We start from the raw sequence: 15,659 nt of genomic DNA, 5'->3' as shown, positions 1-15,659 counted from the left end.
CCCCTGGGCCTGCGCCCTGGGGATCAGGCCTCGGCGGGAGCCTCGGCCGGGGCCTCGGCGGGAGCCTCTTCGAACTCCTCACCCTCGGCGGAGTTCTGCGAACGGCCCGGGTTGGCCTTCGCGTCCGCCTTGCGGGCCGCCTGGGCCTCACGGGCCTCGGCCATCGCCTCGGTCTTCTTCTTGTGCGGACCGAGAACCATGATCATGTTTCGGCCGTCCTGCTTCGGGTTCGACTCGATGAACCCAAGGTCCTCGACGTCCGAAGCGAGGCGCTGCAGCAGTCGGAAGCCCAGCTCGGGGCGGGACTGCTCGCGACCACGGAACATGATCGTGATCTTGACCTTGTCGCCCTGCTTGAGGAACCGGACGACGTGACCCTTCTTGGTGTCATAGTCGTGCGGGTCGATCTTCGGCCGGAGCTTCATCTCCTTGATGACCGTGTGCGCCTGGTTCTTGCGCGCCTCACGGGCCTTCATGGCCGACTCGTACTTGAACTTCCCGTAGTCCATGAGCTTGCACACGGGCGGACGGGCGTTCGCCGCGACCTCGACCAGGTCTAGGTCGTACTCCTGCGCAAGCTCCAGGGCCTTGGCAAGCGGAACAATCCCGACCTGCTCGCCGCTGGGACCGACAAGTCGCACCTCGGGAACGCGAATCCGGTCGTTGATGCGGGGCTCGGCGCTGATGGATCCTCCTCGGTAGCACCACGCGACCGTCTGGCGGACAGCCGCGTTACGTCTGTTGACTGGACCAACCGTGCGGAGCCATAAAAAATGCCCCGACCGATCACAGAAGGGGCTCCATGTACTACCGGAGCACCTCCGCGGTGATCGCGGGGCGCACATCGGGCGACCTGAAGCCTCGGGGACTTCGGCCGCCTGACCGGTGACCCGCCGCTCCGGGGAGCGGTCAGGTGGGAGAACGGAGCCTCCACTTGTGGGCCGGATCCTTGCGTTGACACGCGGGCATCCGGCCGGTCGTTACACAAGGTTAGCAGCTCCCCGGGGGTGGGGCGAACCACCGTGCACAACGGCTCCCGCGGCTCGGGTGGTCCGGGGCTCGGCATATCGTGTGGGACATGAGCGACGCGACCCCCACCCCCGAGTCCGCGGCCCCCGGACCCGACTCCCCCGACTTCGACACCCTGACCCGTGACATCGCGGACGTCCCCGCGGTCGAGGTGATCACCACGGTGGCGGTCCACCTGATGAGCGCCGCCGCGGTGAACCTCGGTCTCGCCGAGGGCGGCGAGGGCCACAAGGACCTGGACGAGGCCCGCAAGCTGATCCACTCGCTGGCCGGACTGCTCGACGCGAGCGCCACGGAGGTCAGCTCGTTCCACGCGGCTCCGCTGCGCGACGGCCTGAAGTCGCTGCAGCTGGCCTTCCGCGAGGCGTCGGTGGTGCCCGACGAGCCGGGTCAGGCGCCCGGCGAGAAGTACACGGGCCCGGTCTTCGGCTGAGCCTTCACACCGTACGTACGTAGAGGGGCTCGCCCGGCGGCGTCGCCTCGACCGGCAGGAGTGCCAGGTCGAGGCCGCGCACCAGGCGGGCCCTCAGTGTTTCGTCGGCGGCGATCCGCCGGGCCACCCGCTGGGCGGCGTCGGCCTGGTCCGCGGCCGGGTCGAGGACCAGCGCCAGGGTGCCGTCCGCGCGGCCGGGTCCGAGGTGGGCGCGGAGCACGGCGGACTCGGCGGCGACAGCGGCACGGACCGCGTCGGTGACGGCCGGGTCGGCGAGCGGGTCGGCACTGGCGCGGCCCTCGGCGAGGGCGAGCAGGGCGGAGCGGCCCAGCTCGTAGGGGACGGGGCCCGCGAGGTCGAGGACGATGGTGTCGGCCTGCTCGTGGGCGGCGGCCTGCAGCGCCTGGGGCAGCGGGACCGCGACGGGGCGGGCGGCCGGGTCCCACAGGGCGAGGGCCTCGATGGAAGTGAAGGCGGGCAAGGCCTTGCGGTCGCCCGCCTTGAGGGTGGGGACCGCCATGTCGCTGGTCTTCTCGCGGCGCAGGCCGTTCTCGTCCTCCTCGACCTCGCCGAGCACGGCGACGACGGGGACGAGGAGCCGGGCTCCGGCCAGGGCCGCCAGGACGGGGCCGTGGGCCGTGCGGTCCGCGGACCAGGCGGCGAGCGCCGCGGCCAGCCGGGGGTCGGCGGTCCCGTCGTCGTCGGAGAAGCCGGGGTCGGGAATGTTCTTGTTCGCCTTGTTCGCCACGGTGTCGACCCTACAGAGTGCCTGTGGTGCCCCTGTCAGTCGCCTACGGGGGGCGCCGACCGGCCCCGGCGCTCCGCGGGGTCAGTCGCGCCGGAGCGTCCCCGGCCTCCCCGACCTGGTCCGCCACAGGTGGACCGCCAGGGCGAGCAGGGCGATGCCGAGGCCGCCCGCGGCCGGGCCCACCCAGCCCGCGGGGCCGTCGTCGCCGTTCAGCTCGTCCGGGCCGCGGCCGAAGTACGCCGTGCCGTACGACGCCGAGCGCTGCTCCTTCGGCTTGAGCCGCCCGGCGCGGTCGAGCGCGGCCGCCGGGTCGATCAGCCCGAAGCCGCGGGCGTCGTCGCGGCCGCCGGACGGGGCGTCGCGGGTGGTGTCCTCAAGGAGCTGCTTGATCTGCGCGGGCTTGAGGCCGGGGTGGGCGGCGCGGATCAGGGCGACGGCGCCCGACACGAAGGCGGAGGCGGCGCTGGTGCCCCACCCCTCGTAGTACTTGTGGTCGGGGTCGGCGATGACGATGTCGTCGCCGGGCGCGGCGACGGTCGCGTACCAGCGGCGGGTGGAGAAGGAGGCGCGGTTGCCGTTCTCGTCGACGGCCGTCGCGGCGATCACTCCGGGGTAGGCGGCCGGGTAGGAGACGTGGTCGCCGCGCTCGCCGCCGTTGCCCGCGGAGGCGACGACGGCGACGCCCTTCTTCAGGGCGTACTGCACGGCGGCGTCCTCGGCCGGTTCGGGGTGGGCGGACTTGGAGTCGTCGCCGAGGGAGAGGTTGATGACGTCCGCGCCGTGGTCGGCGGCCCAGCGGATGCCTTCGGCGAGGGCGTTACCACGGGTGCTGCGGGCCTTCTTGCGGGCGGGGTCGCCGTCCTCCAGGATCACGCGGACCGGCAGGATCTTCGCCTCCGGCGCGATGCCGAGCACTCCGTCGGCGCGGCCGTCGCCGTGTCCGTGGCCCGCGATGATCCCGGCCATGGCGGTGCCGTGCCTGGCCCAGGGGCGGTCGCCACGGCCCGCGCCGAAGCCGACCATGTCCTCGCCCTTGAGGACGCTGCCCACCAGGTCCGGGTGCTCGGCGTCTATGCCGGTGTCCAGGACGGCGACGGTGATGCCCCGGCCCTTGGTGGTCTGCCAGGCCTGGTTGGTGTGCATGGCGTCGAGGGCCCACTGCTGGGCGCGTATGCCGTCGTCGGCGTGGGCGGTGGTGGCCGGTGCCAGCGCGAGCGTGGCGGCGACGACGGCGACGAGCGGCCGCCGGACCCGCATCCTCATGACGCCCATGCCGCCCTCACTCCCCCTCATGACACCCTCATGACGACTTCGCCGCGGCCGCCGCGATGGTCTTGCGCAGGCCCCGCTCGATGCGGTCGGCGATGCCCTTCGCCTCGTGGCCGAGGCCGGACTGGGCGGGCGCCGACGTGGTGTTGCTGCCCATGGCCTCGGTGGCGGGCTCGGGGTCCGTGACGGCGCGGCCGTCGGCGAATCCGGAGACGGAGTACGCGACGACCGGGGCGTCCGGCAGCACGGACATGGTCCAGGACGCGCGCTGCGCGTCGCCGAAGCCCTCGGCCGCGGTGTCCTTGGCGGCGTACGGCCGCGGCATGAGGTCGGGGCGCCGGTCGAGCCCCTCCTCCGTGAAACGGTTCCGCAGCGTCTGCATGGCGTCCACGTCGGCCTTGGTGAACAGCAGGCCCACGGTGGTGACATGGCTGCGGGTGGCGTCCGCGTAGGTGGCGCGGAGCAGGCGCAGACAGCCGACCGGTGCGAGTGCCTTGCGCAGCAGCGGGTCGAAGGCGTCCTTGCAGCCGCTGTCCGGGGCGACGGCTATCCGGGTCCAGGAGCGGTCGGCGCCGCCGGGGCCCGCGCCCTCGCCCTCGAGCTCGGGCGGGAAGAGCCGGTCGACGGGGACGCTGTGCCAGAGCGCGCCGGTCACTGTGTACGCGCTACGGCTCGTGCCACCCGCCACGGACTCCCCGGTCAGCCAACTCCCGGTCGCCGCCCCGCCGATGAGGCCGAGCCCGAGGACGACACAGGCGGCTGCGGCAGCCGCGCGGGGCCGCGCCCAGGAGCCGACGGGGCGCAGCCGGGTGGTGCTGTCGTCATACATCGCAGGCCGCGCAAACGACACGAAGGGCCGCCCGGCACCGGGCCCCGGCGCCAGATCAACGGCCCCAACGGCCCGCCGCGCGGCGGTAGCCCTGACCGAGGCCTCACCGGCGCCGGGGCGTGCGGGCGATTCGTCGAGGACGGGGCGCACGGGCGACTCGTCGAGGACGGTACGCGCGGGCGACTCGTCGGGAATGGGGCGAAGCCGGGCGGTCGTCTCCTCCGGCGACACAGGCGGTTCGTGGGTGGTGCGGGACGGTGCGGGGGCGGGCGACGGGGAGGGGCGGGCGGGCCCGGTCGACGCGGAGGGAGGTGCGGGGGCGGGCGACGCGGAGGGCCGTGCGGGGGCGGGCCGGGCAGGGGCGACCGGGCCCGGGGACGCGATCACGGCCGCGGGCTTGGGTTCGGTCCCGGACTCGGTCCTGGTCTCGGCCTTGGGGTCGGTCACGGACGCGGACGCGGACCTGGTTTCGGCACCGGACCCGGTCCCGAACGCGGTCCTGGTCTCGAACTCGGTCCTGGTCTCGGCCTTAGGGTCGGTCACGGACGCGGACGCGGACCTGGTTTCGGCACCGGACCCGGACCCGAACTCGGTCCTGGTCTCGAACTCGGTCCTGGTCTCGGCCTTGGGGCCAGTCACGGACCCGGTCCCGGTCCCGGCACCGGACCCGGACGCGGACGTGGTCCCGGATCCGGACCCGGTCTCGTCCCTGGGTTCGGTCCCGAGCGCAGACGCGGACGCGGTCCCGGACCTGGTTTCGGCCCCGGACCCGGACCCGAACTCGGTCTTGGTCTCGGCCCTGGGTTCGGTCACAGACCCGGTCCCGGACCCGGGCTCGGTCCCGGACCCGGGCTCGGGCTCGGTCCCGGACCCGGGCTCGGGCTCGGTCCCGGGCTCGGGCTCGGGCTCGGTCCCGGACCCGGGCTCGGTCCCGGACTCGGCCCTGATCTCCGCCCTGTGTTCGGTCACAGACCCGGACCCGGACCCGGACCCGAACGCGGTCCTGCTCCCGTCCCTGGATCCCGTCCCAAACCCGGACTCGGTCCTGGGTTCGGTCACGGCCCCGGACCCCAGCCTGGTCTCGGTCCCGAACCTGGCTCCTGCCTCGGCCCCGGTCAGCGGCAACTCGTCCCGGACGTGGCTCTGCTGAGGCACCGGCTTCGCGGTGTCGCCGGTGTGCGTGCGCGGCGTTCCCGTGGTGGGTGGTGTCGTCGGCTGTGGGGGGACGGTGGGGCGCGGCGGGGCGGGAGGGGGCGTGCCGTTGTGGGAGCGGGACGGCTGGGCCGGACCGGCGGCGGGTGCCGGGGTGTCGGTGGGCGTCGGCGGAGAGAGCGTGCCGTCATCCGTCGGCGGGGCGATCGTGCCGTCGGCCGTGACCGTCGGCAGGGTGTCGGGCAGCCGGGCCGAGGCCGGAGGCGGTGGGGGCGGGGCCGTGGCGCCGGAGGCCTCGCGCTCCGCGCGGGCCTGCTCGAAGGGGGCCAACAGGTCGTGTATGCGGGCCGCCTTGCTGGGCTCCGCGTCACCGCGGGAGGGCGCGGGCCGGGGGCTGCCGAGCACCCAGTCCTGGTCGACGGGCGGCCGGACGTCGGGAAAGCGGGCGGACGGCGCGGGCGGCGGCTCGGCCGCTTCGTCGGAGGGGTCGACGGAGGACGCCGACGGGGACGGCGGGGCCGACGGACGGGGCGGCGCGGCGGGACGCGGCGGGACGGGACGCGGCGGGACGGGGCTGCCAGGCGCCTCCGTGCTCATGCTCCCCCCGTTTCCTCGCGCTCGGCCGGCCGGAGCGCTCGGCGGGCGAGGCTCCGTGCACACCGCTCGGCCAGGCTCCGTGCGCGTCACTCTACGGGCAGACACGGGGCGTACGGGAACTCGGTCCGCACCCCCGGGCGATCTGCCCGGATCATCCCCCTACCCTCGGGTAATCGTGTCTGGCAGGCTTCGCCCATGACTGCCCGTGCCGCAGACCGTTCCGCCGACCGGGCCCGTTACGACCGGGCCACCGCACACCTCGACGCCCCCGTCGCGATCGTCGACCTGGACGCCTTCGACGCCAACGCCGACGACCTCGTACGCCGGGCCGCAGGAAAGCCGATCCGGGTCGCGAGCAAGTCCGTGCGCTGCCGTGCCCTGCTCGAACGCGTGCTGGCCCGCGACGGCTTCGCCGGGATCATGTCGTTCACGCTCTCGGAGTCGCTCTGGCTGGCCCGCTCCGGCTTCGACGACGTGCTGCTCGCCTACCCCTCGGCGGACCGCGCCGGGTTCGCGGAGCTGACCGCCGATCCGAAGCTCGCGGCCTCGGTGACCGTGATGGTCGACGACCCGGCCCAGCTCCGGCTGATCGACGACGCGAGGGACGGCGGGACCGAGGAGGTGCGGGTCTGCCTGGAGTTGGACACCTCCTTCAAGCCACTGGGCGGACGCGTGCGCATCGGAGCGCTCCGTTCACCGCTGCATTCGCCGGTGCAGGTCGCCGCGCTGGCCCGGGCCGTCGAACGGCGTCCCGGCTTCCGGCTCGTGGGCGTCATGGCGTACGAGGGCCATGTCGCGGGCGTGGGCGACGCGGTCGAGGGGCACCCGGCGCGGTCGCGGGCGGTCCGCCTGATGCAGACCGCGGCCCGCAGGGAGCTCGCCGCGCGCCGCGCACAGACGATCGGCGCCGTCCGGGCGGTCGCGCCCGGCCTGGAGTTCGTGAACGGCGGCGGCACCGGCAGCGTGCAGCACACCGCGGCCGAGCGTGCGGTCACGGAGATCGCCGCGGGTTCGGGGCTCTTCGTGCCGCGGCTCTTCGACAACTACACGTCGTTCAGCGGGCGTCCGGCCGCGCTGTTCGCGCAGCCCGTGGTGCGGCGGCCAGGCGTGGGGACGGTGACGGTGCTCGGCGGCGGCTATCCGGCGTCGGGGGTCGCGGGCACGGACCGCTCCCCGGAGCCGTATCTCCCCGAGGGCCTGCGGTACGACCCGCAGGAGGGCGCGGGCGAGGTGCAGACGCCGCTGCACGGCCCCCCGGCGGACGATCTGCTGATCGGCGACAAGGTGTGGTTCCGGCACGCCAAGGCCGGGGAGCTGTGCGAGCGGTTCGAGACCCTGCACCTGGTCGAGGGCGACCGGGTGACGGGCAGCGTCCCGACGTACCGGGGCGAGGGCCACACCTTCCTCTGACCCCTAGGAGATCCGTCAGAAGGTCCCTAGGGCGTCGCGCCCACGTCGTTGCCCACGCCGCCGCCCGTGGCGCTGTCGTCGACCGAGCGGATCCCCTGGGTGATCTCGTCGAGGACGGAGACGGGCGGCGCGCCGTCGCCCGTGCCGACGGCGAAGCGGACGATGACCATCGACTCCGAGCCGACGCTCGACGCGAAAGCGAGCGACTGGACGTATCCGCCGTCGCCCTTGGCCGTGTGGACGCGCCAGCGCACGGAGTAGCCGCTGCGGCCCGCGACCGCCACCTGGCCTTCCTTCACCTTCTCGTGGCTCGTGATGCCGCCGTAGGGCTCGTTGTCCAGCTTGTCCTTGCCGTAGGCGTCGTCCGCCGCGTCCTCGATGTCGCCCAGGGCGAGGGCCTTGGGGTCCGTCTCGTCCGTGCCCGTCACGGTGTTCGACGTGACGGTGCCCTCGCGGCAGAGCCCGGAGTCGCCCGGGCAGTCGATGACGTCCGGGGTCTGGATGGTCGCGCCGCCGCCGAAGGAGTCGTCGTCCTTCTCCCAGCCCTTGGGCACGGGGAGCGTGATGCCGTTGAGGTCGTCGACGAGGGTGTCCGGGTCGGGGTCGGCGGCCGGGGACTTCGACTTCGTCTCCGACACGGCCGGTGTCGGGTCGGCCTCGGCTGGCGTGCTCGGCACGGGCCCCCCGCCCCGCGGGTCGTCGTCACCCCCGCCGAGGGTGACGACGCCCGCCACGATGGCGCCGACGAGGACGACCCCGGCGACGCCCAGCGCGACGGCCTTCGCCCGGCCGCCGCCGGGGGCCGCCACCGGCATGACCGACGTCGTGGCCTGCGGCGGCCCGAACCCCTGGTGCGCCGGGGCGACTTGGGTGTGCTCGGGCGTCCGCCGGTGCTCGGTCCAGGCGGACCCGTCCCACCAGCGCTCGACGGAGGGCTGGTGCGGGTCCGGGTACCAGCCGGGCGGGGTCGTCATGCTCATTCCGGCACTCTAGGACGTGCCGCGAAGATCAGTACACCGAGTCCCGCTGGTCGGGAACGACGGAGCCGTCCGCGCGCAGGACGGGACCCTTACTCCCGTCGTGCTCGTTGTACGCGGCGGTCGAGCACGGGTACGTGCCGCCCTTCTGCGGCAGTGGCTCGATGAACATGGGGTTCACGACCCAGCGGCCGTCCTCGTTGTCGTACGCCCGGCACATGAACTCGCTCTTGTTGCGGTTCAGGACGAGGTGCGCACCCGTGGCGTCGCCGACGAACGTCACGTCCGTGTCGGCGTCACCGCCGCCGAGGGCGATGCGGTGCCTGAAGTCCTGTTTGTCCCAGGCCTTCTTGCCCTTGATCTTGAAGATCTCCTGGTTGATCCAGCAACGCTTCCCGTCGATGTACGGGATGGCCTCGCCCTTGTTGACGGGGACCCCGCCGCAGCCCTGGTTCCAGGTGGTGATGCGGCCCTTGCGGTCCAGGACCGAGCGGATGGCGACGGTGTGCTTGCGGTCGATCCCGACGCTCTTGGACCAGACCTCGGTGACCGGCTCGGAGCCCGCCGAGACGATGTAGACGTCGAACCCGGCCTTCTTGAGGGTGCGGATCAGGTCGCGCTGCTGGTCGTAGTAGCGGACGTAGCCCGGGATCTCGTGGGTGCCGACGGTCTGGGTGGCGCCGACGGGGGCGGCGAGCGCCTCCTTGCGGGCCTTCGCGGCGTACGACTCCAGCTCGGGGACGGTGTGCCCGGCGAAGATCTGCGGCACCCAGGCGTACTGCGGGACGGTGTGGCGGTGGTCCCACTCCCCCGCGAAGGCGGCGGCGCCGCTCATCGTCTTGCCGTCCTCGCGGACCTCGAAGATCTCGTCGGCGCAGGCGGTGTTCCTGGAGGTGGGCAGCGGCTTGCCGACGGGCACCTTCGTGCCGCACGCCTTGGTGAGCGCGCGGTCCGCGTCGTCGGTCATCCACTTGCTGGTGGACTTCCAGCTCTTGGGGCGCAGGATCTTGTCGTGCCGCAGCGACCAGGCGATGGTCGCGTCGGTGACGTCGTTCTTGGTGATGGTGTTGTCCCAGTCGAACGCGGCGACCGGGCGCTTGCTCGTGCCGCGGCCCAGGTCCGGGTTCGCGCAGGTGCCGCGCTCGTCGATGGTCCGCTGGAGCTTGGCACGGTTGTTGCCGTACCACTCCAGCTTCTTCGACAGCTGCGGGCAGTCACCGCCCGCGGCGCGGGAGTTCATGGGGTGCGCGGCCGTGGCGGCGGCCGCGGGGAGTGCTGCGGGCACGGCCGCCAGGGTGGCGGCCGCGGCCAGAGTCAGCGCCAAAATGTTTCTGTTACGCATGCGAGTGGACCGTACATCAGTCCTACGAGGCTGACGATGCCGTCGACGCCCCGTACACCGTGTCCCTCTGATCGGGGATCACGGAGCCGTCCGTACGGCGCACCGGGCCCTTCGCCCCGTCCCGTTCCGTGTAGCCGGTGGAGGCGCAGGGGTAGGGGGCGGCCTGCTTGCCCTTGGGCTCGATGAACATGGGGTTCACCAGCCAGCGACCGTCGCCGTTCTCGTAGGCGCGGCACATCAGCTCGTTCTTGTTGCGGTTCAGGACGAGCCTGAGCCCGGTGGCGTCGCGCAGGAAGGAGATGTCCGTGTCGGAGTCGCCCGCCGCGAACACCTGGCGCCTGGCGGCCGGTTGGACCTTCTCGGCAGCTGCGCCGCGCACGCCGAAGATCTCCTTGTTGATCCAGCAGCGCTTGCCGTCGATGTACGTGATCATCGAGTCGTCGCCGTCCCTGACCGTGCCGCAGCCCTTGAGGTGCGCGGTGTGCTTCCCGTGCGCGGTGACGTTACGGATGCCGATGGTGTGCCGGGCGTCGACGCCCACGCCCTTCCCCCACACCTCGGCGATCGGCTCGGGCGAAGCGGAGACGACGTAGACGTCGAATCCGGCCTTCTTGAGCGTACGGATCAGGTCGCGCTGCTGGTCGTAGTAGCGGACCCAGCCGGTGACCTTCTTGGTGCCGACCCGCTGTTCCGTGCCGATGGGCGCCGCGAGGTTCTCCTTGCGGGCCGCGGCCGCGAACTGCTTGACCTGGCGCGGGGACCAGCCGCGGGTGAGCTGGGCGAGCCAGGCGTACTGCGGCTCCATGCGGCGGTGGTCGAAGCCGTCGAAGGCCGCCTTGCCCGCGGTGGTGGTGCCCTCGCTGTAGACGGAGAGGATCTCGTCGGCGCAGGCGGTGTCGTGGCGGGTGGGCAGGGTGGCGCCGGGGCCCGGGCAGGCCCTCGCCAGGGCCTTGGCCGCGGGAGCGGTCAGATAGCGGCTCGTGGTGCGCCAGTCGCCGCGCTCGGGCGTGCGGATCTTGCCGTTGCGCAGCAGCCAGAACATGGTGGCGTCGCCGATGTCGTTCTTGATGACGGTGTTGTCCCAGTCGAAGGTGGCGACCGGCTTGGCGCCGCCCTTGTGCCGCTGGGGCCCGCAGTGGCCGTACGTGTCGATCATGCGCTGGAGCCGCGCCTTGTTCTTGCCGTACCAGCCCTTCGACACAGTGAGGTCGGGGCAGGCCGTGGGCCGCCCGTGGGCGGTGGGCTGGGTGGCTTCCGCGGTGGCCTGGACGGTGACGAGACCGGCTCCGGCGACGACGAGGACAGCGGTGGCCGCGGTGGCGCGGCGCTTGAAGTTCACGAACACACTCCCGTGTCTACGCAGGTCAGCCGGGCGTCGTGCGACGCCCGGCTGACGGGTGGGTGGCCCTGAGGTGAACTGTCCGGTGGGGCCTAGAGCGGCGTGACGTACGCGCCGGTGAGGCCGCCGTCGACGAGGAAGTCCGTGGCGTTCACGAACGAGGAGTCGTCGCTGGCGAGGAACGCCACCGCGGACGCCATCTCGTCGGCCTCGGCGAAGCGGCCCACGGGGATGTGCACGAGGCGGCGCGCGGCGCGCTCGGGGTCCTTGGCGAACAGCTCCTGGAGGAGCGGGGTGTTGACGGGCCCCGGGCAGAGCGCGTTGACGCGGATGCCCTCGCGGGCGAACTGCACGCCGAGCTCGCGGGACATGGCGAGGACGCCGCCCTTGGACGCGGTGTAGGAGATCTGCGAGGTCGCCGCGCCCATCCGGGCCACGAACGACGCGGTGTTGATGATGGAGCCCTTGCCCTGGCGCCGCATGTAGGGGATGGCGGCCTTGCAGCACAGGTAGACGGAGGTGAGGTTGACGTCCTGGACGCGCTTCCAGGCCTCCAGGCCGGTGTCCAGGATGGAGTCGTCGTCGGGCGGCGAGATGCCCGCGTTGTTGAAGGCGATGTCGACGGAGCCGTAGGTGTCGAAGGCCGTCTTGAAGAGCGCCTCGACCTGCTCGGCGTCGGTGACGTCGACCTTCACGAAGGTCCCGCCGACCTCCTCGGCCGCGGCCTTGCCCGCCGTCTCGTCGATGTCGCCGCACACGACGTTGGCGCCCTCGGAGGCGAGGCGGCGCGCGGTGGCGAGGCCGATGCCGCTGCCCGCGCCGGTGATGACGGCGGTACGGCCTACCAGGCGGCGGCAGATGTTTTCTGACATGGGTTCAGGCCTCCGTGCTGATGAAGACGTTCTTGGTTTCCGTGAAAGCGGCGAGCGCGTCCGGGCCGAGCTCACGGCCGAGTCCGGACTGCTTGTAACCCCCGAACGGGGTCCAATAGCGCACGCTGGAGTGCGAGTTGACGGAGAGGTTGCCTGCCCGGACTCCCCCGGACACCCGCAGGGCCCGCCCGACGTCACGCGTCCAGATCGAGCCGGAGAGGCCGTAGTCGGTGGCGTTGGCGAGCCGGATCGCGTCGGCCTCGTCCTCGAAGGGGATGACGACGGCGACGGGCCCGAAGACCTCCTCCGCGGCTACCGGGGACTCCGGGTCCACGTCGGTGAGCAGCGTCGGCGGGAACCAGAAGCCGGGACCCTCGGGCGCCGTGCCATGGATGCCGTCGCCGGGGGTGACGTAGGAGCGGACGCGGTCCAGCTGGGTCCTGGAGATCAGCGGGCCCATCTGGGTCTTCTCGTCGGCGGGGTCGCCCACGACGATGGACTCGATCGCGGGCGTCACGACCTCGATGAAGCGGTCGTACACCGAGCGCTGGACCAGGACGCGAGTGCGGGCGCAGCAGTCCTGGCCCGAGTTGTCGAGATACGACATGGGGGTGGCCAGCGCGGCCGCTTCCACGTCGGCGTCGGCGAAGACGATATTGGGGCTCTTGCCGCCGAGTTCGAGGGTCAGGCGCTTCACGCGGTCGGCGCACGTGGCCATGATCTGCTTGCCGACGCGGGTGGAGCCGGTGAACACGATCTTGGCGACGCCGGGGTGCTCGACCAGCGCGTTGCCCGCGACGCCGCCCTCGCCGGGCAGGACCTGGAAGAGGCCTTCGGGCAGGCCTGCCGCCAGGGCGAGTTCGGCGAGGCGGAGCGCGGTGAGCGGCGTCGTCTCTGCGGGCTTGAGGATCACCGCGTTGCCCGCCGCGAGGGCGGGGGCTGTGCCCCACGCGGCGATCGGCATCGGGAAGTTCCACGGCGCGATGACGCCCACGACCCCGAGGGGTTCGAGAACGGTGACGTTCAGGCCGCCGGGGACCGGGATCTGACGGCCGCTCAGACGCTCCACTCCCCCGGCCGAGAAGTCCAGGAGGTCGCGGACGTTGCCCGCCTCCCAGCGCGCGTTGCCGATGACGTGACCGGCCTCGCGCACCTCCAATTGGGCGAGTTCTTCGAGGTGTTCGTCCACCTGGGCGGCGAAGCGGCGCAGGAGCCTGGCCCGGTCGGCGGGGGCGGCCGCGGCCCACTGTTCCTGGGCCCGCGCGGCGCGGGCGACGGCGGCGTCGACGTCTTGCACGGTGGCGGCGGGGACGGTCGCGACAACCTCTTCCGTCGCCGGGTTCAGTACCTCAAGCAAGGGTGCCTCACATGCGTTCGAAGGAGCGGCGGAGCTCCCAGTCGGTCACCACGGAGTCGAAGGCCTGCAGCTCGACCCGCGCCATGTTGCGGTAGTGCGCGACCACCTCGTCGCCGAAGGCGGCCTTGGCGATGGGGCTGTTCTCCCAGAGCTCGGCGGCCTCGCGCAGGGTGGTGGGGACGTGCTCGTACTCGCCGGTGTAGGCGTTGCCGGTGCACTCCTCGGGCAGTTCGAGCTTCTGCTCTATCCCGTACAGGCCCGCGGCGACGAGCCCGGCGACAGCGAGGTGCGGGTTGACGTCTCCGCCTGGCAGCCGGTTCTCGAAGCGCATCGAGCGGCCGTGGCCGACGACGCGGAGCGCGCAGGTGCGGTTGTCGTACCCCCAGGCGGCGGCGGTCGGCGCGAACGTGCCGGGCTGGAACCGCTTGTAGGAGTTGATGTTGGGCGCGTAGAGGAGGGAGAAGTCGCGGAGCGCCGCGAGCTGGCCCGCGAGGAAGTGGCGCATGACGGGCGACATGCCACCGGGATCCCGTGCCGAGCCCGCCATGACGTTGGTGCCTTCGGCGTCCTGCAGCGAGAGGTGGATGTGGCAGGAGTTGCCCTCGCGCTCGTTGAACTTGGCCATGAAGGTGAGGGAGACACCTTCCTGGGCCGCGATCTCCTTGGCGCCGGTCTTGTAGATGGCGTGCTGGTCGCAGGTGACGAGGGCCTCGTCGTACTTGAACACGATCTCGTGCTGGCCGGGGTTGCACTCGCCCTTGGCTGACTCGACGACGAGCCCGGCGGCCGCCATGTCGTTGCGGATGCGGCGCAGGAGGGGCTCGATGCGGCCGGTGCCGAGGACCGAGTAGTCGATGTTGTACTGGTTGGCGGGGGTGAGGTCCTGGTACCCGGCGTCCCACGCCTGCTCGTAGGTGTCCTTGAAGACGATGAACTCGAGCTCCGTGCCGACGTGCGCGGTGTAGCCGAGCTCCGCGAGCCGGTCCAGCTGGCGGCGGAGGATCTGCCGGGGCGCGGCCACGACGGGCGAGGCGTCGTTCCAGGCGAGGTCCGCGATGAGCATCGCGGTGCCCTCGTTCCAGGGGACCCGGCGCAGGGTGGAGATGTCGGCGTGCATGGCGAAGTCGCCGTAGCCGCGGTCCCAGGAGGACATCGCGTAGCCGTCGACGGTGTTCATGTCCGCATCGACGGCAAGGAGGTAGTTGCAGCCCTCCGTGCCGTGTTCGAGGACCTCGTCGAGGAAGAAGCGGGCGGCGAACCGCTTGCCCTGGAGCCGCCCCTGCATATCGGGGAAGGCCAGGACGACTGTGTCGATCTCGCCACTGGCGACGAGGGCCTTCAGCTCCTCGACGGCCAGCGGGGGTGTGCGGTCTGCCACGGGAAAAGCCTCCTTGGGTCAGCCGGGAGCCATAAGGTATTGCCGAGAACCATTGCTTGGGAAGGGGGTACGGACATGTCGCACACGGAAGAGGGCACGGCGGCGTCCGCACCGGACGACGAGCGCCTGACGGCGGTGCTGCGCCCGGTGCGGGCGGGCAACGGCTTCGAGGAGGCCCTGGAGCAGATCCTCCAGGTCGTCCGCCTCGGCCTGGTGCCCGGTGGCGAACGCCTGCCGTCGGAGCGGGAGCTCGCCGACCGGCTCGGCATCAGCAGGGTCACGCTGCGCGAGGTCCTCAAGGTGCTGCAGGACCAGGGCCTGGTCGAGTCGCGGCGCGGGCGGTACGGCGGCACGTTCGTGCGGCCGCGCCCCGAGGCGCCGGGCGAGGACGAGCTGCGCCGCCGCATCAAGGACGTCGACGTCGAGGACGCGCTGCGGTTCCGCGAGGTCCTGGAGGTCGGCGCGGCCGGGCTGTGCGCGGCACACGGCCTCTCCGACGAGCAGGCGGACCGCCTGCGCACGGCGCTCACCCGGACGCACGACGCACCCCTGGCGGAGTACCGGCGCCAGGACACCCTGCTGCACCTCACGCTCGCCGAACTGTGCGGGTCACCGACGCTCACCGCCCAGTACGCGGCGGTCCGCGCGACCGTCAACGACCTCCTGGACTGCATCCCGCTGCTCGTGCGGAACCTGGAGCACTCGCAGCGCCAGCACACGGCGCTCGTCGAGGCGGTGCTCGACGGGGACGCGGACGGCGCGCGGGAAATGATGCGGGAGCACTGCGCGGGGACGGCGGCGCTGCTGCGCGGCTTCCTGACGTGAGGCGCTGTTAACCACCGGGTAACGCAAGGGGCTTGCTTTCTCCCACCCGGCACGGCAAAGGTATGCACCCGGCAAAGGTATGTATCCGTTCCATTGAGTCAC

13 protein-coding genes are annotated in these 15,659 nt (G+C 72.3%); 3 read left to right on the top strand and 10 right to left on the bottom strand.

The window, feature by feature from the left end:
* Nucleotides 1-23: 23 nt before the first annotated feature.
* Nucleotides 24-686 carry a translation initiation factor IF-3 gene (gene infC, locus AC068B_RS30350; protein WP_478674952.1) on the bottom strand — a complete coding sequence of 221 codons (663 nt, stop codon included), beginning with the start codon at nucleotides 684-686 and terminating at the stop codon, nucleotides 24-26.
* Nucleotides 687-1,078: 392 nt separating this feature from the next.
* Between infC and AC068B_RS30345 the strand changes: the two genes are divergently transcribed.
* The gene (locus AC068B_RS30345; protein ID WP_356258406.1) at nucleotides 1,079-1,462 is read left to right on the top strand and encodes a DUF1844 domain-containing protein; all 384 of its coding nucleotides are present in this window, start codon (nucleotides 1,079-1,081) and stop codon (nucleotides 1,460-1,462) included.
* A gap of 4 nt (nucleotides 1,463-1,466) precedes the next feature.
* On the opposite strand, the gene AC068B_RS30340 is transcribed toward AC068B_RS30345, so the two are convergent.
* From AC068B_RS30340 to AC068B_RS30330, 3 genes are all read right to left on the bottom strand, one after another.
* On the bottom strand, nucleotides 1,467-2,210 hold the full coding sequence (locus AC068B_RS30340) for an SseB family protein (protein ID WP_478674783.1): 744 nt from the start codon (nucleotides 2,208-2,210) through the stop codon (nucleotides 1,467-1,469).
* Nucleotides 2,211-2,291: 81 nt separating this feature from the next.
* On the bottom strand, nucleotides 2,292-3,473 hold the full coding sequence (gene mycP / locus AC068B_RS30335) for a type VII secretion-associated serine protease mycosin (protein ID WP_478674951.1): 1,182 nt from the start codon (nucleotides 3,471-3,473) through the stop codon (nucleotides 2,292-2,294).
* A 37-nt stretch (nucleotides 3,474-3,510) separates the two neighbouring features.
* Entirely contained in the window at nucleotides 3,511-6,057 is a 2,547-nt protein-coding gene (locus AC068B_RS30330) for a hypothetical protein (RefSeq protein ID WP_478674782.1), read from the bottom strand.
* A gap of 195 nt (nucleotides 6,058-6,252) precedes the next feature.
* On the opposite strand from AC068B_RS30330, the gene AC068B_RS30325 reads away from it, so the two are divergent.
* Nucleotides 6,253-7,467 carry an amino acid deaminase/aldolase gene (locus AC068B_RS30325; protein ID WP_478674781.1) on the top strand — a complete coding sequence of 405 codons (1,215 nt, stop codon included), beginning with the start codon at nucleotides 6,253-6,255 and terminating at the stop codon, nucleotides 7,465-7,467.
* A gap of 26 nt (nucleotides 7,468-7,493) precedes the next feature.
* On the opposite strand, the gene AC068B_RS30320 is transcribed toward AC068B_RS30325, so the two are convergent.
* The 6 genes from AC068B_RS30320 to AC068B_RS30295 form a co-directional block, all read right to left on the bottom strand.
* Nucleotides 7,494-8,447 (bottom strand): DUF2510 domain-containing protein, encoded by a 954-nt coding sequence (locus AC068B_RS30320; RefSeq protein WP_478674780.1) that lies wholly within the window; start codon nucleotides 8,445-8,447, stop codon nucleotides 7,494-7,496.
* 28 nt (nucleotides 8,448-8,475) lie between these two features.
* A complete protein-coding gene (locus AC068B_RS30315; protein ID WP_478674779.1) occupies nucleotides 8,476-9,786 on the bottom strand; it encodes a haloacid dehalogenase-like hydrolase in 1,311 nt (436 codons plus the stop codon).
* Between the two features lie 22 nt (nucleotides 9,787-9,808).
* Nucleotides 9,809-11,125: a haloacid dehalogenase-like hydrolase gene (locus AC068B_RS30310; RefSeq protein WP_478674778.1), complete on the bottom strand. Its 1,317-nt coding sequence runs from the start codon at nucleotides 11,123-11,125 to the stop codon at nucleotides 9,809-9,811.
* Nucleotides 11,126-11,217: 92 nt separating this feature from the next.
* Complete coding sequence (locus AC068B_RS30305; RefSeq protein WP_356258389.1) at nucleotides 11,218-11,997, bottom strand: 3-oxoacyl-ACP reductase; 780 nt, start codon at nucleotides 11,995-11,997, stop codon at nucleotides 11,218-11,220.
* A gap of 4 nt (nucleotides 11,998-12,001) precedes the next feature.
* The gene (locus AC068B_RS30300) at nucleotides 12,002-13,354 is read right to left on the bottom strand and encodes an aldehyde dehydrogenase family protein (protein ID WP_478674777.1); all 1,353 of its coding nucleotides are present in this window, start codon (nucleotides 13,352-13,354) and stop codon (nucleotides 12,002-12,004) included.
* A gap of 7 nt (nucleotides 13,355-13,361) precedes the next feature.
* On the bottom strand, nucleotides 13,362-14,732 hold the full coding sequence (locus tag AC068B_RS30295) for a glutamine synthetase family protein (protein WP_478674776.1): 1,371 nt from the start codon (nucleotides 14,730-14,732) through the stop codon (nucleotides 13,362-13,364).
* Between the two features lie 75 nt (nucleotides 14,733-14,807).
* Here AC068B_RS30295 and AC068B_RS30290 point away from each other — a divergent pair, with 75 nt between their 5' ends.
* Nucleotides 14,808-15,557, top strand: a complete 750-nt coding sequence (locus AC068B_RS30290) for a FadR/GntR family transcriptional regulator (RefSeq protein ID WP_356258381.1) — start codon at nucleotides 14,808-14,810, stop codon at nucleotides 15,555-15,557.
* The last annotated feature ends 102 nt before the right edge of the window (nucleotides 15,558-15,659 follow it).

Source organism: Streptomyces sp. NPDC042371 (assembly GCF_056437465.1).
The sequence above is the reverse complement of the archived record's forward strand: the minus strand, read 5'-3'. Positions and strand labels throughout refer to the sequence as shown.